A 24994-nucleotide genomic window follows, 5' to 3' on the forward strand; every position below is an offset into this window, starting at 1 on the left:
CGAACGGGCACGCTCCGCTGTTACTTTTGCGACTCCTGAGACACGAGGGAGTTGCCGTGAAGGTGAGTTCGAAGGTCGCCGGCGGTGCGGTCGCCGCACTCCTGCTGGCCCCGGCGGCGACCGCCGAGGCGGCTCCGGGAAGCCGGCAGGAGTCACCCCTGCGGGTGCAGGTCGTCTGCGGGCGCAACGACCAGCGCCTCGACATCGCCTGGCGCGCCGACGACCCGACGGCCTACCACCGCGTCCGGACCGACCTCGTGAACACCTGGGCCCCGCAGGCCGACGGTCCAGGCTGGCAGGCCGAGCACGTCCGGCTGGCGGCCGCGGGCGTCGGGCCCGTCACGGTCAGCCTGCTGGCCGGTGAGGAGGTCGTCGCCCGACGGACGGTCACCGTCCTGGCGTGCGACGGCTGGCAGGGCCGGGCCGGGTACGAGCAGTCCGGTCAGGCCGCCGGCGACGCACCGCTGGCCATCGGCCCGTTCACCGGGGAGACGACGGTCGTCGGCGGCGCCGTGGTCGAGACCGCCCGGGACGGCCACCTCGCCGTGGCCGCCGACGGCACCGCCCACGTCGTCCGCGGTGCCATCGACGACTACTGGTGGGCCCACGGCGGACCCACCGGCCGGCTCGGGCTCCCCACCGGCAGCGAGGCCCGGACCGAGGACGGGTCGGGGTACTCGACGACGTTCACGGGTGGGACCGTCTTCTGGAGCCCGGCGACCGGTGCACGCACCCTGGCCGTCGGCTACCCCTACGGCGTCGGCCTCGACGGCACGACCGACGACCCGCGTCCCGGGTACCCCACCGACGAGGGCGGGTCGGTCCACCGGGGCGACGGTTCCCTGGTCGGTTCCTGGCAGCACTTCGAGCACGGCGTCGGCTACCAGTGGATGCTGGGCACGGGGTACGTCTTCGACGGTCCCATCCGGGACGTCTACGCCGCGACGGCGTACGAGAACGGCCGACTCGGCTGGCTGATCAGCAGCCCGGAAACGTTCGCCTACGGCTTCCACGCCCCGAACGACCGGGACAGCCTGCGTCAGCGCTTCGAGCACGGGGCCATCTACGCGCCGCTGAACGGAACCGTTCCCGCCCGGGTCCTCTACGGCGCGATCGCCGCCTACTACGAGGGGAACCGGGGTCCCTCGGACTTCGGCCGGGTCGTGAGCATGGGCTACCCGCTCACCGACGAACTCACCACCCCGGACGGCGTCGGCCGCTACGCCCACTTCGCGGGCGGGGCCAGCGTCTACTGGTCCCCCACCTCCGGCGCGCACGCCGTCGACGACGTCGGCTACCCCTTCCGCAGCTACTGGGCCTCCCGCGGGTGGGAGGCGTCACCCCTGGGCTACCCCACCGGGGAGCGCGAGACCCTCGGGTCGCAGAACCCGTTCGGATCCGTCGGTGCGCTGCAACGCTTCACCGGCGGGACGGCGTACTCGCACCAGGACTCCACGGTGGCCGGGAACGTGACCGCGACCGTCCGCGGGGCGATCGCGCAGACGTGGAGCGCGATGGGCTGGGAGAACTCGGCGCTCGGGTACCCGCTGTCGGAGGAGTTCCCCGTCGTGGGCGGGGTGCGCCAGACGTTCCAGGGCGGCGCCCTCACCGCGAACGCCGCCACCGGCGCCGTGACCGTCACCCGATGACCGTCGGGGTCCTCGGGGTCGGGCGGATGGGGCTGCCGGTCGCGCGGCGGTTCCTCGCGGCCGGACGGGACGTCCTGGCCGTCGACCCGGATCCGGTCCGGGTCGGGCTCGCCGTCGCCGCCGGAGCGCGCCGTTCCACCCCGGACGCCGTCGCCGGGCAGGTCGACGTCCTCGTCACCGTGCTGCCCGGTGCGGACGAGGTTCCCGCGGTCACGCCGACGCTGGAGCACCTCCGGCCGGGTTCGGTCTGGCTGGACCTCACCAGCGCGGACCCGCGCACCACGAACGCGATCGCCGGCCGGTTGGACGCGGGCGTGGTCGGGGCGGCGATGGGCGGCGGCCCCGCCGACGCACGCGAGGGTTCCCTCGACCTGTTCGTGGGCGGCCCGGAACCGGACGTGCAGCAGGTCCTCCCCCTGCTGCGGGACCTGAGCGGGAACGGCGGCTCGATGCGTCACGTGGGGGCGCAACCCGGGGCGGGACAACTGGTGAAGCTGCTGGCGAACCTCCTGTGGTTCAACCAGTCGCTGGCCGTCACCGAGTCCCTGCTGCTGGCCCGCGCCGCCGGGTTGGACGTGCGGGGGGTGCGGGAGGCCCTGGCCGGTTCCGCCGGCGACAGCGAGTTCCTGCGCCGCCACGTCGACCACCTGCTCCGCGGTGACTACCTGCGCCACTTCGGGGTGGACCGGGTGGTCGAGGAACTCGACGTCCTCGCGGAGGTCGCCCGGGAGGCGGGGACCCCCTACGACGTGGGCCGGCTGGTGACCCGCCTGCACCACGAGACCCTGGAACGGTTCGGTCCCGTGGACGGTGAACTCCTCGCCGCGAGGTTGCTGGAGGAACGCGGCGGGGGACCCCTGCACGAGGGGTCCTGATCAGGGTGCAGCCTGGTCCATCGCCTCGACGAGGTCGTCCCGGCCGTCGGCGGCGAACCGTTCCCGGACTCGTTCCCGGACCTCGGGGGGTTTGTCCTGGCTCATCTTGAACTCGGCGCGCACGTCCTCGACGTGGGCGGCGAAGGCGATCACCCCGGGCAGGATGCGGCGCACGTAGTCCATCGACGGGGTCACGTCCCACGGCGAGTTCTGCCGCCGCTCCAGCGCGCGGACCGTCTCGAGGATCACGCTCAACGTCTCCTCCCCGGCCGGCAGCACCTCGATCCGGGCCGTGACGTGGACGGCGGCGTAGTTCCACGTCGGCGCCGCAGGTTCGACGCGGTACGTCGTCGGCGAGACGTACCCGGAGGCCCCGGAGAACACCAGCAGCCCTCGCGGGTGGCCGGTGAACTCCCGCCACTGCGGGTTCACTGTGGCCAGGTGTCCCCACAGGACGTCACCGACCCGCACGGCGGGTCCGGCGTCGGCGGGTCGCACCACGGGGACGTGGGTCGCCACCGGCGCGGCGTCAGGACCCTCCCCCGACACCCCGACGAGCAGGGCGAAGGGGTTGCGGTCCAGCAGGTCCGCGACGGCGGCCGCGGACGGCGCGCGGTACTCCGCGGGGACGTGCATCAGATCCCCGCCCGGTGGGTGAACTCGCCGCCCAGGACCGTGGCGAGGACCTCGGTTCCGCGCAGCGCCGCAGCCCCGCCGGCGGCGAAGGCCTGGGCGGGGTCGACCGCGACGAGGGTGAGGTCGGCGACGTCGCCCACGTGGACGCCGTCGCGGCCGCCGCTGCTCGCGGCCAGCGCGACGTCGAGGGACAGCTGCTGTTCGGGGCGCCACGGTGCACGCTCGTCGATGCTGCGGTGGACGGCGCTCGCCAGCGCGTCCCACGGGTCGAGCGGTGCCACCGGGGCGTCGGAACCGAGCAGCAGTCGGGCCCCGGCGGCGTGCAACGAGGCGTAGGGGTAGGCGCGCTCAGACCCCTTGGCCCAGTGCAGGTCCACGGCGTCGCGGTCGTCGACGGCGTGCCGCGGCTGGATGCTCGCGGTGATCCCGAGCCCGGCGAACCGCGGCACGTCGGCGGGGTGGACCTGCTGGGCGTGCTCCAGCGTTCCCACGCAACCGGTGGCCTCGAAACCGTCCAGCGCGACCCGGACCGCGTCGTCGCCGATGGCGTGCACGGCCACGGTCAACCCGTGCGAGGTCGCGCGGCGCAGCGCGGGTCCGAGGTCGGCGAGCGGGATGCGCAGCATCCCGTGCCCACCCGAGGGGTACTCCTCGTGGCAGAACGCCGTCCGGGTCCCGAGCGACCCGTCGACGACGTGCTTCACCGGTCCGACGGTGACCCGTTCGGGGGCACCGGGAACGGCGTCCCCGGTCCGCAGGCCGGCAGCGATCGCGGCGTCCAGCCAGTCCGGCCAGATCCCCGCGGACACCCGGACGGCGGGGTTCTCCCGCCGGGCCCAGACGTCGATCGGCGCGTACTCGAGGTCGACGATCCCGGTGACCCCGCGGGCGGCTGCGGCGGCCGTGGCCTCCGCCACCCACAGGTCGAGCGTCGCGTCCCCGACGGTGCCGGCGGCGGCGAGCAACGCCATGGCCGGGCCCTCGCGCAGCACTCCGGTCGGCTCGTCGACGCCGAACCGGCGGGCGGCGGCGGAGTTCACCCAGGTGGCGTGCAGGTCCATGCTGACCACGAGGACCGGCCGGTCCGGGAACCGGGCGTCCAGCACGTCGCGGTGCGCGGGTTCGTCCCACAACCCGTCCCGGTACCCGTGCCCCAGCACGAGGTCGGACCCCGCACCCGCCTGCGCGAGCAGGACGTCGGCGACCTCGGCGGGCGACGTCGCGCTCGTCACGTCGATCCGCCGGCGGGCGCTGGCCCACTGCGTGAGGTGGACGTGGGAGTCGACGAGACCCGGCAGCAGGACGGCGCCGCCGGCCCCGACGACCTGCACGCCGCCGAGCGCGTCGAGACCGGTGCTCGCCGCGCGGAGGTCGTCGCCGATGGCGGCGACCCGTCCGTCGAGGACCAGGACGTCGCAGATCCGCCCGTCGCGGCGGACCTCCTCCAGCAGGAACGAACTCATCGACTGACCTCGAGTCGGGCGGCCCGGCGGCGGGCCTGTTCGGCGGGGTCGGGCACCGGCGCCGCCGCCAGCAGCCGTGCGGTGAAAGGGTCTCGCGGTGCGGTGAGGACCTGGTCACGGGGTCCCACCTCGACGAGCTTGCCGGACTTCAGGACTGCGACCCGGTGGCACAGCTGTTCGACGACGGCGAGGTCGTGGGAGATGAACACGCAGGCGAACCCGAGTTCTACCTGCAGCTGGCGCAGCACCCGCAGGACGGTGGCCTGCACCGACACGTCGAGCGCCGAGGTGGGTTCGTCGGCGATGAGCAGGTCGGGACGCAAGCTCAGCGCCCGGGCGATCGCCACCCGCTGACGTTGCCCGCCGGAGAGTTCGTGCGGGTAGCGACCGGCCCAGTCGGCCGGGAGTTCCACCGACTCGAGCAGTTCGCTGGAGCGCTGCCGCACCGCGGAGCCCCGCAGACCGGCGAGGACGGTCAGCGGTTCGGCCAGCGCGTCGCCCACCGTGCGCCGGGGGTCCAGCGACGCCGTGGGGTTCTGGAACACCACGCCGATCCGGCGACGGGCCTGCTGCAGCGCACGTCGGGTCGAGCGGCCGATCCGCACGTCACCGACGTGGACGGACCCGGCCGCGACCGGGGCCAGGCCGACGAGGGCCCGGCCGATGGTCGACTTCCCGGAACCGGACTCCCCCACCAGGCCGAGCACCTCGCCGCTGTGCACCGAGAACGACACCCCGTCGACGGCGCGGACGACACGCTTCCGGAGACCCGACCCACCGAACTCGACGACCAGGTCCTCGACGTGCAGGAACGGCCGGGCGGTGGTGTCGACGGCGGGGAGTTCCGGGGCGTTCCCGCGGCCGGGGACGGCGGCGAGCAGGTCCTTCGTGTACTGCTCGCGCGGAGCGTCGAAGAGTTCCGCGACCGGTGCGCTCTCGACGACGCGTCCCGCCCGCATGACGACGACGCGGTCGGCCAGGTCGGCGACGACCCCCATGTCGTGGGTGATGAGGACGATCGAGGTGCTGGTGCGGACGGCGACGTCGCGCAGCAGGTCGAGGACCTCCTGCTGCACGGTGACGTCGAGCGCCGTCGTGGGTTCGTCGGCGAGCAGCACGTCCGGTTCGCCGGCCAGGGCCATCGCGATCATCACCCGCTGGCACTGCCCGCCGGAGAGCTGGTGCGGGTACTGGGCGAACTTGAGCTCCGGGTCGGGCAGGTCGACGGAGCGGAGGAGTTCCAACGCCCGGGTCTTCGCCTGCGCCGCGGACATCCGGTGGTCGTGGACGCGCAGCAGTTCGGTGAGCTGGAAACCCACCGTGAAGACCGGGTCGAGGGAGTTCAACGGGTCCTGGAACACCATCGCGATGCGCGTGCCCCGCAGTTCCCGCAGCTGCGACTCGGGCAGGTCGAGGAGGTTCCGGCCGTCGAACTCGACCGTCCCGCTCGCCTTCGCCCCCGCCGGTAGCAACCCGACGACGGCCAGGGCCGTCGCGCTCTTGCCGGACCCGGACTCGCCGACGATGGCGAGAACCTCCCCGCGGCGCAGTTCCCAGCTCGCCGAGGGCACGGCGACGACGTCGCGGCCGTCGACGGTGAAGGAGATGCTCACGTCGCGGACGCTCAGCACGGTTTCTCTGGTCTGGTCGGACACGTGGGTCACCGCTGCCGGGGGTCGAGGGCGTCGCGCAGCACGTCGCCGAGCCAGATGAGGGAGAGCACCGTGACGGCCAGGAACGACCCGGGCCAGATCAGCAGGTGCGGTGCGGAGGACAACTGCTGCTGGGCCTCGGCGAGCTGGCGGCCCCAGGAGATCGCGGGCGCCTGCAGGCCGACGCCGAGGTAGGTCAGGGTCGACTCCGCGACGATGATCTGTCCGACGGCGATGGTCGCGACGGCCAGCACCGGCCCGAGCGCGTTCGGCAGGACGTGGCGGGTGACGGTGCGCCAGCCGCCGATCCCCATGGCCTGGGAGGCGAGGACGAACTCCGCGCCGCGCACCGACCGGACGGACGCCCGCACGAGCCGGGCCATCACCGGCCAGGAGAAGATCCCCAGCACCAGCGAGACGGTCCACACCGAGCGGTCACCGAGGCTGATGAGGACGACGAGCGCCCCCAGCAGGAACGGGAACCCGAGGAACACGTCGGTGGTGCGCGCGAAGAGGGTGTCCGACCAGCCGTCGCGCAGACCGGCCAGGGTTCCGACCACGAGCGCGATGAGCAGGGCGAGGATCGTCGCGGTGAAACCGACGAGCAGGGAGTTCCGGGTGCCGTGGACGACGTTGGCGTAGACGTCGCAGCCCTGGACGTCGAACCCGAAGGGGTGGCCGTCGGTGGCCGACCCGACGGTCCGGGCGAGGTCGCAGACCCGAGGGTCGCCGTTGCCGAAGAACCCCGCGACCCAGCCGGGGGCGACCGCGATGACGACGAGCACGACGAGGACGGCGGCCGGGATCCAGAACGCCGCGCGCCGGCGCAGGGTGGGCCAGACGCCGCGGGCCCGCAGCGCCGGTGCGCTGGTGAGCGGGGTGAGGGTGGTCGGTTCAGCCACGTCGGATCCTGGGGTCGAGGGCGGAGGCGATGACGTCGACGACGAGGTTCGTCAGCAGGAAGACGATGATGAGCGCGGTCGAGACGCCGACGACGGTCGCACCCTCGTGGGTGCTGACGGCGCTGACGAGCATCTGCCCGACGCCGGGGAGGTTGAACACGCCCTCGACGACGACCGCACCGCCCAGCAGCAGACCGAGGTCGACGGCGAGGAACGTGACGATCGGGATCGCGGAGTTCCGGGAAACGTGGACGGCGAGGATGCGTCCCGGGGTGAACCCCTTGGCCCGGTGCGCCCGGACGAAGTCCGAGGCCAGGGTGTCGGACACGCTGCCCCGCACGAGTCGCGCGATCGGGGCCAACCCGAACACCGCGATCACCGCCGCCGGCATGATGAACGCCGTCGGCCACCCGTCGTTGGACCCCGCGACCGGCAGGACCCCGAGCTTCACGCCGAACACCAGCCGGGCCGTGACGCCGAGGACGAACACCGGGACGGCCGACACGACGATCGTCAGCAGCAGCACGCCGCGGTCGATCAGCTTGCCGCGCTCGACCCCGGCGATCACGCCCAGGACCACGCCGCCGACGATCTCCATCGCCCACGCCGTGAGGGCGAGGGTGATCGTCGTGGGCCAGCGACTGGCCATCTGCTCCGCGACGGGGCGGCCGTTGAAGTCGGTGCCGAGGTCGCCCTGGAACAACCCGACGAGGTAGTGGAGGTACTGCCGCCAGAGCGGCTGGTCGAGGTGGTGCTCGGCCCGCAACTGCGCGACGACGCTCGCCGAGAGCGGGCGGTCCCCACCCAGGGACGCGATGGGGTCCCCGGGCAGGGCGAACACGAGGGCGTGGATGATGAACGTGACACCGAGGAAGACGATCACCAACTCTCCCAGCCGGCGGGCGACGTGCGCGGTCACGACGGGGTTCCCGCCGCCTCGTCGCGCAGGGCGAGGGCCGTCGAGAGGGTTGATCCGTACTGGACGCCGACGAGGTCGGCGATGTCCAGCAACCTCGTGCCCTGCAGACGTTCCGCGTCGGCCTGCCACCGTTCGTAGAGGGCCGCGGCCCGCGCGTGCAACCGTCGCAGTTCCGGGCCGGCCAGCCCACCCTGGACGGGGGCAGCGAGGGCCCGGACGAGCATCCCGCCGTAGCGCAGCTGGAACATCCGCAGGAAGTCCGCCGCGGAGAACTCCTCCGCGACCGTCGCGGGCCGGTCCGCCTCGGGCGTGGCGGCCCGGGCCCGGTCGTGGCCGGCGATCTCGGGGAACATCGGGACGAAGATCCGGGACGCCCGCAGGAACGGCGTGGGCGGGCCGGCCAGTCGTTCCGTCAGGTGCGGTTCGGCCGCGGCGAGGATCTCGCCGAGTTCCGCCCCCGCGGCGGTCAGCGCGTCGGCCTTCTCGGTCAGGACCTCGCGGTAGGTCCGGTCCGTCGTCGACATGTCGTCGGAGGCCGGGTGCGACCAGTAGGGCAGTTCGGCGACGAGGGAGAACGTGCCGTGCCGGCTGCCCCACTCCGCCGACGACGTCCCGCCCTGGTGGTGGGCGGGGTCGACGCCGAGTTCCTCGAAGAAGTCGAGGACGGCAGCGAGGCCGGGGAGGCCGAAGACGGCGTCCCCGTGGACCGGGGCGGCCGGGTTCTCCGGTTCCCCCAGGTCCAGCGGCAACCCCAGCGCGGCGGGCACGGCGTGCAGCGCATCGAGGAGTCCGGGCAGTTCGCGAGAGACGTAGTAGTAGACCCCACCCATCTCACCGTTGTGCAGCGAGACCAGCAACCGGGGTTTCAGGTCGTCGATGAGGCGCATCATGGCGAGCGTCTCGGGGATCGGGGCGTCGAAGTAGCACCCTTTGTGCGAGAACGGGAACGACCACTCGACCTGTTCCGCGGGCGCGGGTCGGTAGAAGTTCCGGCTGTAGAAGCCGCGTTCGAAGGGTCCCTTGAACCAGCCCTCGTTGAGCCGGGCGCCGTCGGGGTCGATGCACGGCACGATGTGCCAGACCGCTCCGAGCTGTTCCCGCAGTTCCGCGTCGGTGCACAGTTCGCGGGCCAGGTGCAGGGAGGTGCAGGCCCCGATGGGCTCGTTCGGGTGGACTCCCCCGACGACGAGGTTCACCGGGAGGTCGCTGTCGGGGGCACCGACCTCGAAGCACTCGATGGGTTCGCCGAGTCGGGAGGTGCCGACGCGTCGTGCCCGGACGAGGTCCGGGAACTCCGCCGCGAGCGCGTGGAACCGTTCGGTGAGCTCGTCGACCGTCGGGAAATCGTCGATCGGCGCGACGTTGCGGGCCCGGGTCACGACGTCGTCGACCCAGGCCGGGCGCACGGTGGTGGTGGTCACGAGGAGAGCCCCACCTGCGAGAGGATCGGGCTGCCGTTGGCGGCGGGCAGGTCGGCGATCTTGTCCGAGGTGACGTAGGAGTAGGTCTCGAAGAACATCGGCGCGGCCGGGAACGCGGCCTGGATGAGCGTCTGCGCGTCGGCGTAGCCCTGTTCGGCGGCGCTCTGGTCGACCTGGCCGTCGGCGGCGGCGATGGCTGCCTCGGTGGCCGGGTCCTTCCACTGCACGCAGGGCGCGCAGCCGCCGGTCGTCGTGAAGAACGCCCGCAGGGTGTTCTGCTGGCTCGGGTACAGCGCACCCCAGCGGGAGAAGAACGGCCCGGCCATCTGCCCCGCGGTGCGGGCGCTGGCGAAGGAGGCCCAGTCGCTGGAGGGGCTGGCGACGACGTCGGCGATGCCCAGGTTCTGCCGCAACTGGTTCGCGTAGGCCTCGTAGACGGTGTCGAGCCCGACGCCACCGGGGTAGACGATCTCCATCGTCCCCGAGAAGCCGCCGGCCTCGGCGAGCAGCGCCTTGGCGGCGTCCGGGTCGTAGCTGCAGTAGTCGCCGCAGATCCCCTCCGGCGTCCCGGCCTCGATGGACGGGGTCCACGCGGTGGCCGGTTCGTAGAGCCCGCCGTAGACGGCCTTGTTGACGGCGTCGCGGTCGATGGCCATCGAAATCGCCTGCCGGACGCGGATGTCGGCGTAGCGCGGGTCGTTGAGGGGCAGGCCGAGGTAGGCGATGCCGGGGGCGTCGAAGGTGTGCAGGTCGTCCCCGAAGTCGCTGGCCGCGACGGAGTACTTGTCGGCGGGCAGGAACAGGACGTCGGCGTTGCCGGCCTGGACGTCGGTGTAGGCCGTCGACATGTCGGTGTAGGGCTGGAACGTGATCTGGTCGACCGTCGGCTTCTCGCCCGCGTAGTCGGCGTACGCGGTCAGGGTCAGCGCCTTGTCCGGTTCCCAGGCGTCGGTCATCTTGAACGGCCCGTTCCCGATCGGCATCTCGTCGAAGGCGTCGGGGTCGGTGAGGGCGCTGGCGGGCAGCGGGTAGAAGCCCGTCTGGGCCTGCGAGAGCTGGTAGGGGAACTGCCCGTCGGGAGCGGAGAGGGTGACCGTGAAGGTGGTGTCGTCGACCACGGCGAGCCCGGACATCGTCTTCGCGGCCGGGTCACCCTCGGTCGGGTTCAGGTCGGCGTAGCCCGCGATCGAGGCCATCTCGCCGTTGTTCTCCCAGGCGTTGGGGCCGTAGGCGACGGCGTTCCACGCGTCGACGTAGTTCTGCGCCGTGACCGGCGTGCCGTCCTGGAAGGTCCACCCCGACTTGATCTTGATCGTCCACGTGGTGGCGTCGGTCGACTCCACCGACTCGGCCGCGTCCATGACCAGCTCGCCCTTCTCATCGATCTCGGTGAGCGAGGTGAACAGCGCCTGCGCCTGGTCGAAGGCGACGGTCTGACGACCGGGGTTCAGGTGGTCGGGCTCACCGACGGCGACGGTGATCGAGGTGCCCGAGCCGGCGGCGTCACCCTTGTCGTCACCGCTGGAGGAGCAGGCGGAGACCGCGAGGGCCGCGGTCAGGGCGAGGGCGAAGAGCGCGCGGGGGCGGCGGGAACGCGACATCGAGGAGCCTCCTGGTCGTGGGGTGGGCTCACTCTGCACCGCCCGGCGTTGGAAAGCTACGGATCTTTCAGAAGGAAATGAATCTTTAACGCGGTCGCAACACTCCGTGGGGGCTGCTGCGTGCCACGATGGAGCCCCCGCACGAGACCGAGTCGAGGAGGCAGCCCCCGGTGGTGCAGCGATCGGACGACCCCGTCGAGACCGCCGAGGTCGTGATGCCCGCCGACCGGCTGGCCCTCGTCGAGGAGTTCGGGCTCGCCTGGACGGCGGGTGGCGCCCCCCGGATGGAGGGGCGGGTCATCGGCTACCTGCTGCTGTCCGAGGCCCCGCACGTCTCGGCCGGGCACCTGGCCGAGGAGCTGCGGGCCAGCGCCGGGTCGGTCTCGACGACGACGCGCCGCCTCGAGGAGGCCGGATTCATCCACCGCCACGCCATCCCGGGCGACCGACGCCACCACTACCGGATGGAGGAGGACGTCTGGGGCAGTTTCCTGGCCGGCGAGCGCAAGTACCTCTTCCGCAGCGCGCGCTTCGCGGAGGACGCCCTCGACCTCGTCGGCCCGGGCGACTCCCCCACGAACCGTCGCCTGCAGAACATGCGCGACTACTTCGAGTGGCTCGCCGGCTACCACCGACAGATGCTCACCGAGTGGGCCGAGGTCAAGGCCAAGCGTGACGCAGGGGCCAAGCGCTCGTCCTGACCGGCCCACACTCGGGTCGCTCCCACCCGCGCCCGAACGTGCCTGGCGGCACGGGCCGGGACGGACGGTCCGATGGCTGGCACGGCAGGGAATCTCGCCCGGCTGCTCGACACCGCGGCGCCTCGCCCCGCCGGTGCCGACTTCGCCGACGACCTCGATCGGGCGTGCAGGTGCTGGCCCACCACGGGGCCGAGCGTTCCCTGCTCCAGTTGGCCCGCGCCTGGGAGCAGGCGGAGGACCGGGTCGAACGCGCCCCCCGGCCTGCTCACCGAGGTCTGCGCCTAGCGTCCCAGGAGGTCCAGCCGCTCGAGGGCGGCGGGCGGGAGCTCCAGCTCGCGGGCCGCGACGTTCTCCCGCAGGTGGGCGACCGAGGAGGTTCCCGGGATGACCAGGACGTTCGGCGAACGCTGCAGCAGCCAGGCCAGGGCGACCTGCTGTCCGGTGGCTCCGAGTTCCGCGGCGACCTCCTCGAGCACGCCGTGCTGCAGCGGGTTCCAGCCTCCCAGCGGGAAGAACGGCACGAACCCGATGCCGTCGGCGGCGAGCGCGTCGACGAGGGGGTCGTCGCTGCGTTCGACCAGGTTGTAGAGGTTCTGGACGAAGACGACGGGCGCGATCGCCCGTGCCTCGGCGACCTGTTCGGCGGTCACGTTCGAGAGGCCCAGGTGCCTGACGAGTCCCTCGCGCTGCAGCTCGGCCATCACTGCGAACGCCTCGGCCAGGGAACCCGGTCCCGGGACCCGGAGGTTCGCCGCGTCCAGGACGTCGAGGCCGAGGTGGTCGAGGTTCGCCTGCACCTGCTCGCGCAGGTCGTGCGGGGACGGGTCCCAGCTGCCGTCCGGTCCGCGCCGGAACCCGACCTTGGTGACGATCTTCACCGCTGCGGGGTAGGGGTGCAGCGCCTCGCGGACGATCTCGTTCGTGGTGGCGGGGCCGTAGTAGTCGCTCGTGTCGAGGTGGGTGACGCCGAGGTCGACGGCGCTGCGCAGGACGCGGACCGCCTCGCTGCGGTCGCGCGGCGGGCCGAACGCGTTGGGGCCGGCGAGTTGCATGGCGCCGTAGCCCATCCGGCTCAGGACGAGGTCATCGGTGAGGGTGAGGTCGTGGTTCACGGACCCACGGTGCGCCTGCGTGGACGTCAGGCGGGAGCTACGGATCGTCCTGGTACACCTGGTACCAGGACGATCCGTGGCGGGTCCGGGCACACTGAGCGGGTGGACGACCTCGGTGCTGCGCTGCGCGACTGGCGGGACCGGCTGGACCCGGCCGACGCGGGACTCACCCGAAACGGACGACGGCGTGCACCGGGGCTGCGCCGCGAGGAACTCGCCGTGCTGGCCGGCATCTCCATCGACTACGTCGTCCGCCTCGAACAGGGCCGGGCCTCCACCCCGTCGGCGCAGGTCTGCGGGGCGCTGGCCCGGGCGCTGCAGCTCGCGGACGAGGAGTCGGCCCACCTCCTGCGCCTCGCCGGGCACGCCGCCGATCCCGGCCGGGTCCCCCGGTTGATCCCGGCCAGCGTCCGCCGGATCGGCGAGCGCCTGGCCGGGCACCCGCTGGCCGTCTACGACGCGACCTGGTGCCTGCTGCACTGGAACCCGCTGTTCGCGGCGACGTTCGGCGATCCCACCGGGGAACGCGAGGGCACGAGCCTGCTGCTGCGCCACTTCACCGACGGGTTGCCCCGCATCAGGTTCACCCCGGCGCAACGGGAGGCCTTCGAGGAGTCGCTCGTCTCGGACCTGCGCTCCACGACGAGCCGGTACCCGCGCGATCCGGACGTCGCGTCACTGGTCGCCGAACTGCTGACGGGACCACGGTTCGCGGAACTCTGGGACCGGCGCACCGTCGCCGGTCACGAGAGCGCGCACAAGGTCGTCGAGCACCCGGAGATCGGGGACGTCGAACTCGACTCCGACACCCTGACGACGCAGGGCTCGAACCTCCGGGTCGTCGTCTACACGCCGCGGCCGGGCTCCGACGCCGCCGGCAAGCTCGAACTCCTGGCCGCCCTGGGGACGCAGCGGATGGCGCCGCGCGTCTGACTCAGCGCGGCGCGGGCTCCTCAGCCCGGCCCGGGTCGGTGAGCGAGGCGAGCATCCGGAGCTTCTCGTCGCTCGGGCTGCCCCGGTCCGCGTAGTAGAGGACCAGGAGCACCCCGTCGACGGGCAGCTTGTCGCGGTGCAGCTGCAGTTCGCCGACGACGGGGTGGTTCACGATCGCCGACCCACCCTCCAGGACGCGGACGTCGTGACGTCCCCAGAGGTCCCGGAACCGGTCGCTGGTCAGGGCGAGTTCCCCGACGAGTTCGACGAACCGGGCGTCCTCGACCTCGGCCCCGACGGATCCGCGCAACGCCGCGACGAGCCCCTCGGTGGCGGCCTCCCAGTTCTGGTGGAACTCCCGCTCCTCCGGGTCCAGCATCAGCGAGCGGAGGCGGTTGTTCCCGGGGCGCAACCGCGGGGAGAACGCGACCGCGAGGTCGTTGGCGGCGAGGACGTCGAACGCCCGTCCCTCCACGAACGCCGGCACCCCGACGCTCGCCAGCAACTGGTGCAGCCGCGCGGGAACGCGTTCCGGTCGGGGTCGTCGGCGGGGTCGCGCCCGGGTGGTGGCGAGGCCGAGGAGGTACTCGTGGTCGAGCTCGCCGAGCTGCAGGACCCGGGCGATCGAGCCGAGGACCTGGGCGGAGGGGTTCTTGTCCCGGCCCCGTTCGAGACGCAGGTAGTAGTCGCCGCTGATCCCCGCGAGGAGGGCGACCTCCTCGCGCCGCAGCCCGGGAACCCGGCGGTTCCCGCCGACCGGCAGTCCCGCCTGTTCCGGGGTGACCAGACCCCGCCGGGCCCGGAGGTACTCCCCCAGCCGGTTCGCCCGCTCCTCGCTCACCGTTCGATCGTAGGACCGACGCGGCGCCGGAGAGGGGGTCCCGTCAGGACCCCGGACGAGCGGGGTCCTGGCCGGGTCTCGCGCCCCGGCGCACCGTGGAGGCATGGACACCAGCAACCGCACCGTCTTCCTCCCCGGCGCCACCTCGGGCATCGGCCTCGCCCTGGCCCGTCACCTCCGCGCCGCGGGCAGCACCGTCGTGGTGGGCGGCCGCCGCGCCGACCTGCTCGAGACGCTCGCCGCGGAGGGTTTCACCACCGTCGCGATCGACGTGACCGACCCGGCGAGCGTCGAGAGCGCCCGCGACACCGTGCTCCACGAGCACCCCGACCTCGACACCGTCGTCACCATGTCGGGGGTGATGCTCGTCGAGGACCTCCGCGACCCCGCGCACTTCGCCGCCGCGCAGAAGACCGTCGAGACGAACCTGCTCGGCACGATCCGCCTCGTCGACGCGTTCACCCCGCACCTGCTGGCCCGCGGGTCGGGGACGATCGTCACCGTCACCTCCGGCATCGGCTTCCTGCCCTTCCCGCTGATGCCGACCTACGCCGCCACGAAGGCCGGCGTCCACGCCTACTCCGAGGCGCTGCGCGCCCAGCTGGCCGGCACCGGGGTCGAGGTCACCGAACTCGTCCCGCCCGCGGTGGCGACCAGCCCCGAGGTGAAGCGGAGCAACCCCGCCGCCCTCGACCTCGAGGAGTTCGTCACCGAGGTGATGGGGCTGCTGGGTGCGGACCCGACACCCCACGAGATCCTCGTCGAGGGGGTCCGGATGCACCGCTGGGCGGAGCGCGACGGGACCTACGACGAACTCGTCGCGCGGCGCTCGCAGGCGCTGGTGACGTTGCCGGGCCGCTGACCGCGGGTGGACGCCGACGGTTCGGGGTCCACCCCTCAGCCGTTGGAGTACTTCGCCCGCCGCTCCGCCTGCGTCGGGTCCGAACCCCGGACCACCGTCCGCAACGCCCCCGCGGAACCCGCCACCGCCACGTCCCCGTCGGTGTCCGTCCGCAGCACCCGCGCCCCCGTCCGCGCCAGCAGCTCCAGCGTCGGTGCGGCCGGGTGGCCGTAGTCGTTGACCTCTCCCACCTCCACGATCGCCACCCGCGGTCTGAGTTCCGTGTAGAGCTCGGGGAACTGGTTCGCCGACCCGTGGTGGGCGACCTTCACGACGTCCACCACCGTCCCCTCGGGAACCTCCGACAACGCCCGCCGCTGACCGTCGCGTTCCAGGTCCCCGGTCAGCAGCACCGACACCCCGGCCACGTCCGCCAGCAACGCGATGCTCGCGTCGTTCACGTCGGAGGAGTCCGGCGCGGACTCCTCCGACACGACGGGCAGCGGCGCCAGCACCGTCCACGACACCGAACCCGCGGAACCGCTCTGGCCGGAACTCAGCACCGTGACGTCCGCGTGGGCACCGGCCGCGATCTCCGCCACCCTGCGCGCGGCGGGTTCGACGGCCAACGGCGACACGAACACCTCCCCCACCTCCCGCCCGTCCACCGCACCGGCGAAACCCCCGACGTGGTCGGCGTGGAAGTGGGTCAGCACCACCGCGTCCAACCGCTGCACCCCCAGCCGGTCCAGGCACCCGTCGACCAGCACGTCGTCCGGACCCGCGTCGACCAGCACCGCCGACGACGGTCCCGACCGCAGGACCACGGAGTCGCCCTGCCCCACGTCGCACCCGACGACCAGCCAGTCCGGCGGCGGCCACGGCCCCGACGGCGTACCCCACCGCGGCGCGCACCGCACCAGCGCCGCACCGCCCACCACCAGCACGAGGGCCAGCCCCAACCACCTCCGCGGCCGGGAACCACTGCGCGAACCACTGCGCCGGAACCGCACCACGGCCGCCACCGCCCCGAGCAGCAGCACCGTCAGGACGACCACGACCAGCACCCCGGTCACCCCGCCGGGAACGGTCACCGCCACGGGCAGCCTCGCGGCGACGCGGGCGAGACCGGCGATCCACCACGCGCACAACCCCGCCGGCCAGGCCAGCCACGTCGCCCCGGTCGACCACACCGGCGAGACGAGCGTCGCCGCCAACCCCAGCACCGTCGCCGGCGCCACCGCGGGGGCGACGAGGACGTTCGCCGGGATCGACACCGGGTTCACCGACGGCTGCAGCAGCACCAGCACCGGGCCGCAGACCACCTGCGCCGACACCGGGACCGCCACCGCGAAGGCCACCGGGCGCGGGAACCCCAGCTCCAGCAACCGCTCCGCGAAGGGGCGCCCCAGCAGCACCAACGCCCCCGTCGCCAGCACCGAGAGCACGAACCCGAACTCGCGCGCGAGCCACGGATCCGCCACCAGCAGCACCAGCACCGCCGCGGCCAGCACGGGGACTCCCCGCACGGGCCGGCCCACTGCCAACCCGACCAGCCCGACACCCCCCATCACCGCGGCGCGCAGCACGCTCGGATCCGGCCGGGCCAGCACGACGAAACCCACCAGACCGATCGCCGCGACGACGAGGCGGGCCCGCCGACCGAGTCCCAGCCACGACGCGACCAGCACGAGGAACCCCACGACGAGGGTCGTGTTCGACCCGCTCACCGCGGTCAGGTGGGTCAGCCCGACGGCCTTCATGTCGTCCTCGAGGTCCGCCGGGAGGCGGGACGTGTCGCCGACGACGAGGCCGGGCAGCAGCCCGCGGGCGTCGGCAGGTTGCGGTTCCACCGCCTCCCGCAGACCCCCGCGCAGCCGCTCCGCACCCCGGAACACGCGGCCGGCCGATCCCACCACCTCAGGTCGCCCGGTCGAGGAGACCACCGCGGCGGACCGTTCACCGGGGTCCGCGGGTCCCAGTCGACCGCCGAACTCCACGCGCTCCCCGAGGTGCACCCGAGACCACCCCTCGGCGTCGGCGAACACCGTCACGCGCGCCTCGACCGGGGTCGCCCGGCCGCGGGCCTACAGTCGCGACACCGTGACCTCGACGACGACCCGTGGCGGTCCGCCGGGCCGCAGCGCCGTGGTGGCCCGGGGATCGCTGCTCACGACGCCGGTCGCGGTGACGCTCACCTGCCGTTCCGCGAGGTCGGCGATGCCACCGTGGCCGGACCGGGCCTGGTGGAGCACGACCGAGGTCAGGACGAGTGCGGTCGCGACGAGCACCAGGAGGAGCCGGGCTCCCCGGCGGAACACGACGAGCGTGCCGCCGGTCAGCGCCACCCCGACGAGCAGGCCACCGAGGGACGTCCTGGCGGCGAGCGGGTGGGCGATCGCGACGAACGCCGCCAGCCAGGCCAGGAAGGCGGCCGCCACGAGCCGCAGGTCGAGTCCGACGGTCACACCGTCACCAGGTCCCGCACCCCGTCCAGCAGTTTCGGCCCGATGCCGGTCACCTCGCCGAGGTCGTCGACGGAGGTGAACCGGCCGTTCTCCTCGCGCCAGGCGACGATCCGGCCGGCGAGCACCTCCCCCACCCCCGGCAGGGCGTCGAGCTGCTCGGCCGTGGCCGCGTTCAGGTTCAGCGGTCCGCCGTCACCGGAACCACTCGCCACCGCCGGTCCCGCGGCGGCCTGTCCGGGAGCGGGCACGAGGACCTGCTCGCCGTCGACCAGGACCCGCGCGAGGTTCACCGCGTCGAGGTCGGCGTCCGGCAACGGACCGCCCACCGCGGCGAGGGCGTTCCCGACCCGGCTCCCGCCGGGCAACGTCACCAGTCCCGGGGTCGCGACCCGCCCCGCGACGTGCACGACGACCGGGGTGCCCGAGACGTCCGGAGCGGGAGAGCTCGAGACCGCCACCGTCGCCGTCCGTCCGGGCAGGACGTCCCCCGCGGGCGTCGCGTCCTCGGGCCAGGAACGCCACGCGGCCAGGACCAGCCCCGCGGCCACCAGCAGCGCGACGAGCAGCACCCCGACCGCAGCGCGCGGGCTCACCCGCACCCGGGCCGCCCGGACGGTGGGCGGTGTCCGGTCGGCGATCCGCCGGCGCAGTTCCGCCGTCCCGGAACGGGACGCCTCCTCCGCCGCCTCCTCGACCTCCTCCCAGTCCTCGTCGAGGTCGTCCGCGAACTCGTCGTGGACGACGGGTTCCACCCGCCGGAACTGTCGGGACGCCAGCGCACGCGCTCGGTGCGCCGACTCACGCGGCCGGTAGGAGGAAGACACCCTCGGCACGCTAGGCAGTCCTCCGGGACGGGAACCGCCTCCGCCGCCCGGGCTGTGGACGGTCCCCCGCCGACGAACCCTGTGGAGACCGCGGTGCCCCCGGTGGCCCGCCCGGGTGCTGCGCCGCCTCCACACCCGCTCAGCCGCTCTGGAGTTCCCGCTCGATCTGGGCCCCGACCTGGGCGACCATGTCGACGTCGTCGGGGTGCAGCAACCACTGCACCTGCAGACCGTCCATGACCGCGACCAGTCGTCGGGCCGCGGACGCCGGCGCGGGGTGGGCGCAGTCGGCGAAGGCGTCGGTGAGGGTGGCGACGACGGAGCGGTAGCGCTGGTCGAAGAACTCGTGCGCGGGGTGCTCCGGCGAGGCGGACTCCGCGGCCAGGACGGTGAACAGCTCCACGATCCCGCGACGGGACTCGTTGCGGCGCACCACCTCGAGCAGCGCCGCGAGGCGCTCGCGGCCGGCACCGCCCTGCAGGCCCGACGCCACGGCGTCGTCCACGTCACGGCGTTCGAGCACGGCGAGCAGCAACGACTCCTTGCTCCCGACGTGGTGCTGCAGACCGGCCGGGGAGAGCCCGCAGCGGGCCGCGAGGTCGCGCATCGACGCCGCCCGGTACCCCGCCTCGGCGAACAGCGACACCGCCTCGTCGAGGATCTGCTCCCGGCGCGCTCGTCCCTTCGCGTACTCCCCACGGATGGCCATCCCCAATACCTATCACCTGCACGGTTTTCGGGGGTAGCCTCTGCGGCATGACCGACACCGACGTCCCCACCACCCCGCGGGGTGTCCTCGCGCAGCTCACGCTGGAGGAGAAGGCCGCCCTGCTGGACGGTTCCGACTTCTGGCACACCGAACCCGTCGAACGCCTCGGCGTCCCCGCGCTGATGGTCACCGACGGCCCGCACGGTCTGCGCAAGCAGCCCGAGGGGGGCGACCACCTCGGCCTGAGCGGCAGCGTCCCCGCGACCTGCTTCCCGCCCGCCGCCGGGCTCGCCTCGTCCTGGAACGTCGACCTGCTGCGCCGCGTCGGTGCGGCACTGGGCCGCGAGACCCGCGCCGAGAAGGTGTCGGTCCTGCTCGGACCGGGCGTGAACATGAAGCGGTCCCCGCTGTGCGGGCGCAACTTCGAGTACTTCTCCGAGGACCCCGTGCTGGCCGGCGACCTCGCCGCCGCCATGGTCGACGGCATCCAGAGCCAGGGCGTCGGGACGTCGCTGAAGCACTACGCGGCGAACAACCAGGAGACCCGGCGGATGACGATCTCCGCCGACGTCGACGAACGCACGCTGCGCGAGATCTACCTGACCGCCTTCGAGCGCGTCGTGAAGCAGGCGCAGCCGTGGACGGTCATGTGCTCCTACAACCGGATCAACGGCGTCTACGCCTCCGAGGACCCCTGGTTGCTGACCACCGTCCTGCGCGAGGAGTGGGGTTTCGCCGGCCTCGTCGTCTCCGACTGGGGCGCGGTCAACGTCCGCGAGGACGGCGTCGCCGCCGGCCTCGACCTGGAGATGCCCTCGTCCTCGGGGGCGGGCACCCAGCGCATCCTCGCCGCCGTCGCGGCCGGGACCCTCTCCACCGAGGACCTGGACCGCGCCGCCCTGCGCGTCCTGGAACTCGTCGAGAAGTCGACGGCCGCCCTCGCCGACCCGGGTTCGTTCGACGTGGCCGAGCACCACGCCCTGGCCCGTGAGGCCGCCACCCAGAGCGCCGTGCTGCTGAAGAACTCCGGCGACGTGCTGCCGCTGGCGGCGACCGGCGGGACCATCGCCGTCGTCGGGGAGTTCGCCCGCACCCCGCGCTACCAGGGCGCCGGCAGCTCCCAGGTGAACCCGACCCGGCTCGACGACGCGCTGACCGCCCTGCGGGCGCAGTTCGCCGGCCGCCGTGAGGTGACTTTCGCCGCGGGGTTCGTCCCCCAAGACGAGGAGGTCCAGCCCGGGCTCGTCGCGGAGGCCGTCGCGAACGCGGCCGCCGCCGAGGTCGTCGTGCTGTTCCTCGGCCTCCCCGCCTCCTACGAGTCCGAGGGCTACGACCGCGACCACACGAACCTGCCGCCCGCCCAGCTCCACCTGCTCGAGGAGGTCGTCGCCGCGAACGCGAACGTCGTCGTCGTCCTGGCCAACGGGTCCGTCGTCAACCTCGAACCCTGGCAGGGTTCCGTGCCGGCCGTCCTCGAGGGCTGGCTCGGTGGCCAGGCCGGTGGCGGTGCCGTCGCCGACCTGCTCTCCGGGGTCGCCAACCCGTCCGGGAAGCTCGCCGAGACCGTCCCGCTGAACTACCTCGACAACCCCACCGTCGGGAACTTCCCCGGCGAGAACGGTCACGTCCGCTACGGCGAGGGTCTGCTCATCGGCTACCGCTGGTACGACGCGCACCAGCTGCCCGTCGCCCACCCGTTCGGCCACGGCCTCTCGTACACGACCTTCGCGTACTCCGACCTGACCGTCGTCGACCGGGGCGAGCACGTCGAGGTCTCGCTCACCGTGGAGAACACCGGCGCGCACGCCGGGACGGAGACCGTGCAGGTCTACGTCAGCGACCACGAGGCGAGCGTGTACCGGCCCGAGCAGGAACTGAAGGGTTTCGCCCGGGTGACCCTGGCCGCCGGCGCACGCGAACGCGTGGTCGTCTCCCTCGACGCCCGCGCGTTCTCGTTCTGGCACAGCGCCGCCGGTCGGTGGGTCCTCGAAGGGGGCGACTTCGGGATCCGCGTCGGGTCGTCCTCCCGTGACATCCGGCTCGCCCGGACCCTGACCCTGCAGGGTCAGGGCGTGAAGCTCGAACTCGCCGTGGACGCCGAGGCCGAGGAGTGGCTGGCCCACCCCGTCGCCGGGGACGCCGTCCGCAGCGCGCTCGAGGGCACGATGTGGTCGGAGATGCTCTTCGACGAGCACAACGGGCAGATGATGCGGGCCATCCCGCTGCAGCGCCTCACCCGCTTCCCGGGGTTCCCCCTCGCCGAGGGCGACCTGCCGGAACTGGTCGCGAAGGCCAACGCCTCCTGAGGACCCGCGACGCACGAGGAGCCCGCCCGGATTCCGGGCGGGCTCCTCGTGACGCGGTGCTCAGAGCGGGAGGGTCATCACGACGTGGGGCCGTTCCTCGCTGTCCCCGCGCCACCCCTCGGTCATGCCGAGCTTGCGGGCGACGGCGAAGCTGGCGGCGTTGTCGGGGTGGATGATCGAGATCAGCCGCGGCAACCGCAGCACGTCACGGGCGTACCCCACCCACATCGACGCCGCCTCGGTCGCGAACCCCTGGCCCCACGCCGACCGGGAGAGCCGCCAGCCGATCTCGACGTCGTCGGGGTACCAGCGCATGTGGTGCAGACCGGTGAACCCCAGGAACCGCCCGTCCTCGCGACGTTCCACCGCGGACAGCCCGAACGGGTTCTGCTCGAAGACCCCGTCGCAGCGCTCGGCCAGCGCGTCGGAACCCGCGCGGTCCAGCGGCGCGGGGAAGTGCCGCATCACCTCGGGATCGGCGTTGAGCTCGGCGAAGGGTTCCCGGTCGGCCGCGGTCCAGCGCCGCAGCAGCAACCGGGGCGTGACCAACCGGAAACCCTCGTTCACCGCTGGACTCCTCAGGCCGGGACGATGTTGACGAGCTTCGGCGCCCGGACGATGACGGTTCGCAGGCCCCGTCCCTCGAGCGCGGCCTGGACCTTCTCCGAGCTCAGCGCCAGCTCCTGCAAGGCCTCCTGGGTGATGTCCGGGGACACCTCGAGCCGGTCACGCACCTTGCCCTGGATCTGGACCACGCACGTCACGGTGTCCTCGACGAGCAGCGCCTCGTCGACGACGGGCCAGCCGGCGCGGGCGACGCACGGGTCGTGGCCCAGCAGCGACCACATGTCCTCGGCCGTGTACGGCGCGACGAGCGACAGCATGACCGCCGTCGCCTCGGTGGCCTCGCGGACGGCGGGGTCCCCGCCACCGACGCCGGAGTCGATCGCCTTGCGGGTCGCGTTCACGAGTTCCATGACGCGGGCCACGGCGACGTTGAAGCGGAACGCCTCGACGTGCTGCGACACCTCGTGCACGGTCTTGTGCGTGATCGATCGCAGGGCGCTGTCACCGGTGGAGGGGTCCACCCCGGCAGCGGAGGTGACGTCGCGCGCCAGGCGCCACGCCCGGCCCAGGAACTTCGAGGAACCCGACGGGGACACGTCGGCCCAGTCGATGTCGTCCTCGGGCGGGCCCGCGAACGCCATCGTCAGCCGGATGGCGTCGACGCCGTGCTCCTCGAGCTGGTCGGAGAGCCGCACGATGTTGCCCTTGGACTTGCTCATCGCCGACCCCTCCATCTGCACCATGCCCTGGTTCAGCAGGCGGGTGAAGGGTTCGTCGAAGGGCAGGTAGCCCAGGTCGTGCAGCACCTTGGTGATGAACCGCGCGTAGAGCAGGTGCAGGATCGCGTGCGTGACGCCGCCGACGTACTGGTCGATGGGGCCCCACTGCGCGATGAGGTCCCGGTCGAACGCCTGGGTGTCGTCCTTCGGGGACACGAAGCGCAGGTAGTACCAGGACGAGTCGACGAAGGTGTCCATGGTGTCCGGGTCCCGGCGCGCCGGGGTTCCGTCGACAGGGCTGGGCACGTTCACCCAGTCCTCCGCCGCCCCCAGCGGCGAGGTGCCCTTGGGGGTGAGGTTCAGACCCTCCGAGGGCGGCAGCACGACGGGCAGCTGGTCCTCGGGGACCGGGACCTCACCGGTCTCGGTGTGCACGATGGGGATCGGGGTGCCCCAGTAGCGCTGACGCGAGATCAGCCAGTCGCGCAGGCGGTAGTTCTTCGCGGCCCGGCCCTTGCCGGCCGCGACCAGGTCCTCGATCGCCCGGGCGATGCCGGCCTTCTTGTCCAGGCCGTCCAGCGCGCCGGAGTTCACCAGCCTGCCGTCACCCGCCGTCGCCTCGCCGGACTCCGCCGGGTCGGGCAGGGGGTTGCCGTCCGCGTCGCGGACGTCGACGACGACCCGGACGGGCAGGCCGAACGCCTTCGCGAAGTCGAGGTCGCGCTGGTCGTGCGCGGGCACGGCCATGATCGCGCCGGTGCCGTAGTCGGCCAGGACGTAGTCGGCGGCCCAGATCGGCAGCCGCTCCCCGTTGACCGGGTTCACGGCGAAACGGCCCAGGTCGACCCCGGTCTTCTCCCGCTCCGAGGCGAGGCGGTCCATGTCGGAGGTCTCCTGCACCTGGGTGCGGTAGACCTCGAACTGCTCGCGGACCTCCGGCGACGCGCCCGCGGCCAGTTCCTCGGCCAGGTCGGAGTCGGCCGCGACGACCATGAAGGTCGCGCCGTGCAGGGTGTCCGGTCGGGTCGTGTAGACGCTGATCGGCTCCGCGCGGCCCTCGATGACGAACTCGACCTCGGCGCCGGTGGAGCGCCCGATCCAGTTGCGCTGCATCGAGATGACCTTGGCGGGCCACTGGCCCTCCAGGGCGTCCAGGTCGTCCAGCAGCCGGTCGGCGTAGTCGGTGATCCGGAAGTACCACTGGGTCAGCTTCTTCTTGACGACCTTGGCGCCAGAACGCTCGGAGGTGCCGTCGGGCAGCACCTGCTCGTTGGCCAGCACGGTCTGGTCCACCGGGTCCCAGTTGACCAGGGAGTCCTTGCGGTAGGCCAGCCCCTTCTCGTACAGCTTGAGGAACAGCCACTGGTTCCACTTGTAGTACTCGGGGTCGGACGTGTGCAGGACGCGGTCCCAGTCGAAGGAGCACGCGTAGCGGCGCATCGACGCGCGCTGCTGGGCGATGTTGTCGTACGTCCACTGCCGCGGGTCGAGGCCGCGCTTGATGGCGGCGTTCTCGGCGGGCAGACCGAAGGCGTCCCAGCCGATCGGGTGCATCACGTCGAAACCGCGCTGCAGCCAGTACCGCGCGATGACGTCCCCGAGCGCGTACGCCTCGGCGTGACCCATGTGCAGGTCGCCGGAGGGGTACGGGAACATGTCCAGCACGTACTTCTTCGGGCGTTCGTCGCCCGCCTCACCGCTGGTGAACGGCTTGCGCTCGTCCCAGACCGGCAACCACTTCTCCTGCAGCGCGAACGCGTCGTAGCGGTTCTCGTCCGCCTCGTCCCGTGCCTGCGTGTCGGTCTGCGTCATCTCGTCCTCCCGGTGCGTCCGTGCGTCCCGCACCTGAAACCTC

General features: G+C 72.8%; 21 protein-coding genes. 6 read left to right on the top strand and 15 right to left on the bottom strand.

Translation table 11 applies throughout. The annotated features are described in order from the left end of the window. Nucleotides 1-56: 56 nt before the first annotated feature. On the top strand, nucleotides 57-1649 hold the full coding sequence (locus tag ACFQ46_RS15415) for an LGFP repeat-containing protein (RefSeq protein ID WP_380260260.1): 1593 nt from the start codon (nucleotides 57-59) through the stop codon (nucleotides 1647-1649). After that, nucleotides 1646-2524, top strand: coding sequence for an NAD(P)-dependent oxidoreductase (locus ACFQ46_RS15420; RefSeq protein ID WP_380260261.1), 879 nt, complete (start codon nucleotides 1646-1648; stop codon nucleotides 2522-2524). The genes ACFQ46_RS15415 and ACFQ46_RS15420 overlap by 4 nt, the downstream gene beginning before the upstream one ends. Here ACFQ46_RS15420 and ACFQ46_RS15425 read toward each other — a convergent pair whose 3' ends face one another. The 7 genes from ACFQ46_RS15425 to ACFQ46_RS15455 are packed head-to-tail and all read right to left on the bottom strand — an operon-like array spanning nucleotide 2525 to nucleotide 11118. Beyond that, nucleotides 2525-3160 (bottom strand): FMN-binding negative transcriptional regulator, encoded by a 636-nt coding sequence (locus ACFQ46_RS15425; RefSeq protein WP_380260262.1) that lies wholly within the window; start codon nucleotides 3158-3160, stop codon nucleotides 2525-2527. Continuing rightward, nucleotides 3160-4623: an amidohydrolase gene (locus ACFQ46_RS15430; protein WP_380260263.1), complete on the bottom strand. Its 1464-nt coding sequence runs from the start codon at nucleotides 4621-4623 to the stop codon at nucleotides 3160-3162. Before ACFQ46_RS15430 ends, ACFQ46_RS15425 begins: the two co-directional genes overlap by 1 nt. Next, the gene (locus ACFQ46_RS15435; protein WP_380260264.1) at nucleotides 4620-6278 is read right to left on the bottom strand and encodes a dipeptide ABC transporter ATP-binding protein; all 1659 of its coding nucleotides are present in this window, start codon (nucleotides 6276-6278) and stop codon (nucleotides 4620-4622) included. Before ACFQ46_RS15435 ends, ACFQ46_RS15430 begins: the two co-directional genes overlap by 4 nt. A 5-nt stretch (nucleotides 6279-6283) precedes the next feature. After that, a complete protein-coding gene (locus ACFQ46_RS15440) occupies nucleotides 6284-7177 on the bottom strand; it encodes an ABC transporter permease (RefSeq protein WP_380260265.1) in 894 nt (297 codons plus the stop codon). Next, entirely contained in the window at nucleotides 7170-8096 is a 927-nt protein-coding gene (locus ACFQ46_RS15445) for an ABC transporter permease (protein ID WP_380260266.1), read from the bottom strand. Before ACFQ46_RS15445 ends, ACFQ46_RS15440 begins: the two co-directional genes overlap by 8 nt. After that, a complete protein-coding gene (locus ACFQ46_RS15450) occupies nucleotides 8093-9517 on the bottom strand; it encodes a M14 family zinc carboxypeptidase (RefSeq protein WP_380260267.1) in 1425 nt (474 codons plus the stop codon). The genes ACFQ46_RS15445 and ACFQ46_RS15450 overlap by 4 nt, the downstream gene beginning before the upstream one ends. Further along, nucleotides 9514-11118, bottom strand: coding sequence for an ABC transporter substrate-binding protein (locus tag ACFQ46_RS15455; protein WP_380260268.1), 1605 nt, complete (start codon nucleotides 11116-11118; stop codon nucleotides 9514-9516). Before ACFQ46_RS15455 ends, ACFQ46_RS15450 begins: the two co-directional genes overlap by 4 nt. A 170-nt stretch (nucleotides 11119-11288) precedes the next feature. On the opposite strand from ACFQ46_RS15455, the gene ACFQ46_RS15460 reads away from it, so the two are divergent. Further along, the gene (locus ACFQ46_RS15460; RefSeq protein ID WP_380260269.1) at nucleotides 11289-11819 is read left to right on the top strand and encodes a GbsR/MarR family transcriptional regulator; all 531 of its coding nucleotides are present in this window, start codon (nucleotides 11289-11291) and stop codon (nucleotides 11817-11819) included. A 281-nt stretch (nucleotides 11820-12100) separates the two neighbouring features. On the opposite strand, the gene ACFQ46_RS15465 is transcribed toward ACFQ46_RS15460, so the two are convergent. After that, a complete protein-coding gene (locus tag ACFQ46_RS15465; RefSeq protein WP_380260270.1) occupies nucleotides 12101-12931 on the bottom strand; it encodes an oxidoreductase in 831 nt (276 codons plus the stop codon). A 102-nt stretch (nucleotides 12932-13033) separates the two neighbouring features. Between ACFQ46_RS15465 and ACFQ46_RS15470 the strand changes: the two genes are divergently transcribed. After that, the gene (locus ACFQ46_RS15470) at nucleotides 13034-13864 is read left to right on the top strand and encodes a helix-turn-helix transcriptional regulator (RefSeq protein ID WP_380260271.1); all 831 of its coding nucleotides are present in this window, start codon (nucleotides 13034-13036) and stop codon (nucleotides 13862-13864) included. Between the two features lies 1 nt (nucleotide 13865). Here the strand turns inward: ACFQ46_RS15470 and ACFQ46_RS15475 are convergent, their stop codons facing one another. After that, the gene (locus ACFQ46_RS15475; protein WP_380260272.1) at nucleotides 13866-14705 is read right to left on the bottom strand and encodes a helix-turn-helix domain-containing protein; all 840 of its coding nucleotides are present in this window, start codon (nucleotides 14703-14705) and stop codon (nucleotides 13866-13868) included. 103 nt (nucleotides 14706-14808) lie between these two features. Between ACFQ46_RS15475 and ACFQ46_RS15480 the strand changes: the two genes are divergently transcribed. Continuing rightward, a complete protein-coding gene (locus tag ACFQ46_RS15480) occupies nucleotides 14809-15567 on the top strand; it encodes an SDR family oxidoreductase (RefSeq protein WP_380260273.1) in 759 nt (252 codons plus the stop codon). Nucleotides 15568-15602: 35 nt separating this feature from the next. Here the strand turns inward: ACFQ46_RS15480 and ACFQ46_RS15485 are convergent, their stop codons facing one another. The 4 genes from ACFQ46_RS15485 to ACFQ46_RS15500 all read right to left on the bottom strand — a co-directional run bounded on the left by ACFQ46_RS15485 (nucleotide 15603) and on the right by ACFQ46_RS15500 (nucleotide 19547). Then, the gene (locus ACFQ46_RS15485; RefSeq protein ID WP_380260274.1) at nucleotides 15603-17600 is read right to left on the bottom strand and encodes a ComEC/Rec2 family competence protein; all 1998 of its coding nucleotides are present in this window, start codon (nucleotides 17598-17600) and stop codon (nucleotides 15603-15605) included. A 33-nt stretch (nucleotides 17601-17633) separates the two neighbouring features. Next, entirely contained in the window at nucleotides 17634-18014 is a 381-nt protein-coding gene (locus ACFQ46_RS15490; protein ID WP_380260275.1) for a hypothetical protein, read from the bottom strand. After that, complete coding sequence (locus ACFQ46_RS15495) at nucleotides 18011-18766, bottom strand: helix-hairpin-helix domain-containing protein (protein WP_380260276.1); 756 nt, start codon at nucleotides 18764-18766, stop codon at nucleotides 18011-18013. The genes ACFQ46_RS15490 and ACFQ46_RS15495 overlap by 4 nt, the downstream gene beginning before the upstream one ends. A gap of 211 nt (nucleotides 18767-18977) precedes the next feature. Beyond that, nucleotides 18978-19547 carry a TetR/AcrR family transcriptional regulator gene (locus ACFQ46_RS15500; protein ID WP_380260277.1) on the bottom strand — a complete coding sequence of 190 codons (570 nt, stop codon included), beginning with the start codon at nucleotides 19545-19547 and terminating at the stop codon, nucleotides 18978-18980. A 47-nt stretch (nucleotides 19548-19594) separates the two neighbouring features. Here ACFQ46_RS15500 and ACFQ46_RS15505 point away from each other — a divergent pair, with 47 nt between their 5' ends. Further along, complete coding sequence (locus ACFQ46_RS15505) at nucleotides 19595-21853, top strand: glycoside hydrolase family 3 C-terminal domain-containing protein (RefSeq protein WP_380260278.1); 2259 nt, start codon at nucleotides 19595-19597, stop codon at nucleotides 21851-21853. Between the two features lie 60 nt (nucleotides 21854-21913). Here the strand turns inward: ACFQ46_RS15505 and ACFQ46_RS15510 are convergent, their stop codons facing one another. Beyond that, nucleotides 21914-22420, bottom strand: coding sequence for a GNAT family N-acetyltransferase (locus tag ACFQ46_RS15510; RefSeq protein WP_380260279.1), 507 nt, complete (start codon nucleotides 22418-22420; stop codon nucleotides 21914-21916). A gap of 11 nt (nucleotides 22421-22431) precedes the next feature. Further along, on the bottom strand, nucleotides 22432-24951 hold the full coding sequence (leuS, locus tag ACFQ46_RS15515; RefSeq protein ID WP_380260280.1) for a leucine--tRNA ligase: 2520 nt from the start codon (nucleotides 24949-24951) through the stop codon (nucleotides 22432-22434). Nucleotides 24952-24994 lie beyond the last annotated feature (43 nt).

The sequence above is a fragment of the Kineococcus sp. GCM10028916 genome, from assembly GCF_042674865.1.
In the GTDB taxonomy this organism is placed as follows: domain Bacteria; phylum Actinomycetota; class Actinomycetes; order Actinomycetales; family Kineococcaceae; genus Kineococcus.

Coding starts and splice junctions, on each gene's coding strand:
- ACFQ46_RS15420 (WP_380260261.1), top strand. CDS start 1,646: ATGACCGTCGGGGTCCTCGGGGTCGGGCGGATGGGGCTGCCGGTCGCG.
- ACFQ46_RS15425 (WP_380260262.1), bottom strand. CDS start 3,160: ATGCACGTCCCCGCGGAGTACCGCGCGCCGTCCGCGGCCGCCGTCGCG.
- ACFQ46_RS15430 (WP_380260263.1), bottom strand. CDS start 4,623: ATGAGTTCGTTCCTGCTGGAGGAGGTCCGCCGCGACGGGCGGATCTGC.
- ACFQ46_RS15455 (WP_380260268.1), bottom strand. CDS start 11,118: ATGTCGCGTTCCCGCCGCCCCCGCGCGCTCTTCGCCCTCGCCCTGACC.
- ACFQ46_RS15480 (WP_380260273.1), top strand. CDS start 14,809: ATGGACACCAGCAACCGCACCGTCTTCCTCCCCGGCGCCACCTCGGGC.
- ACFQ46_RS15500 (WP_380260277.1), bottom strand. CDS start 19,547: ATGGCCATCCGTGGGGAGTACGCGAAGGGACGAGCGCGCCGGGAGCAG.
- ACFQ46_RS15505 (WP_380260278.1), top strand. CDS start 19,595: ATGACCGACACCGACGTCCCCACCACCCCGCGGGGTGTCCTCGCGCAG.
- leuS (WP_380260280.1), bottom strand. CDS start 24,951: ATGACGCAGACCGACACGCAGGCACGGGACGAGGCGGACGAGAACCGC.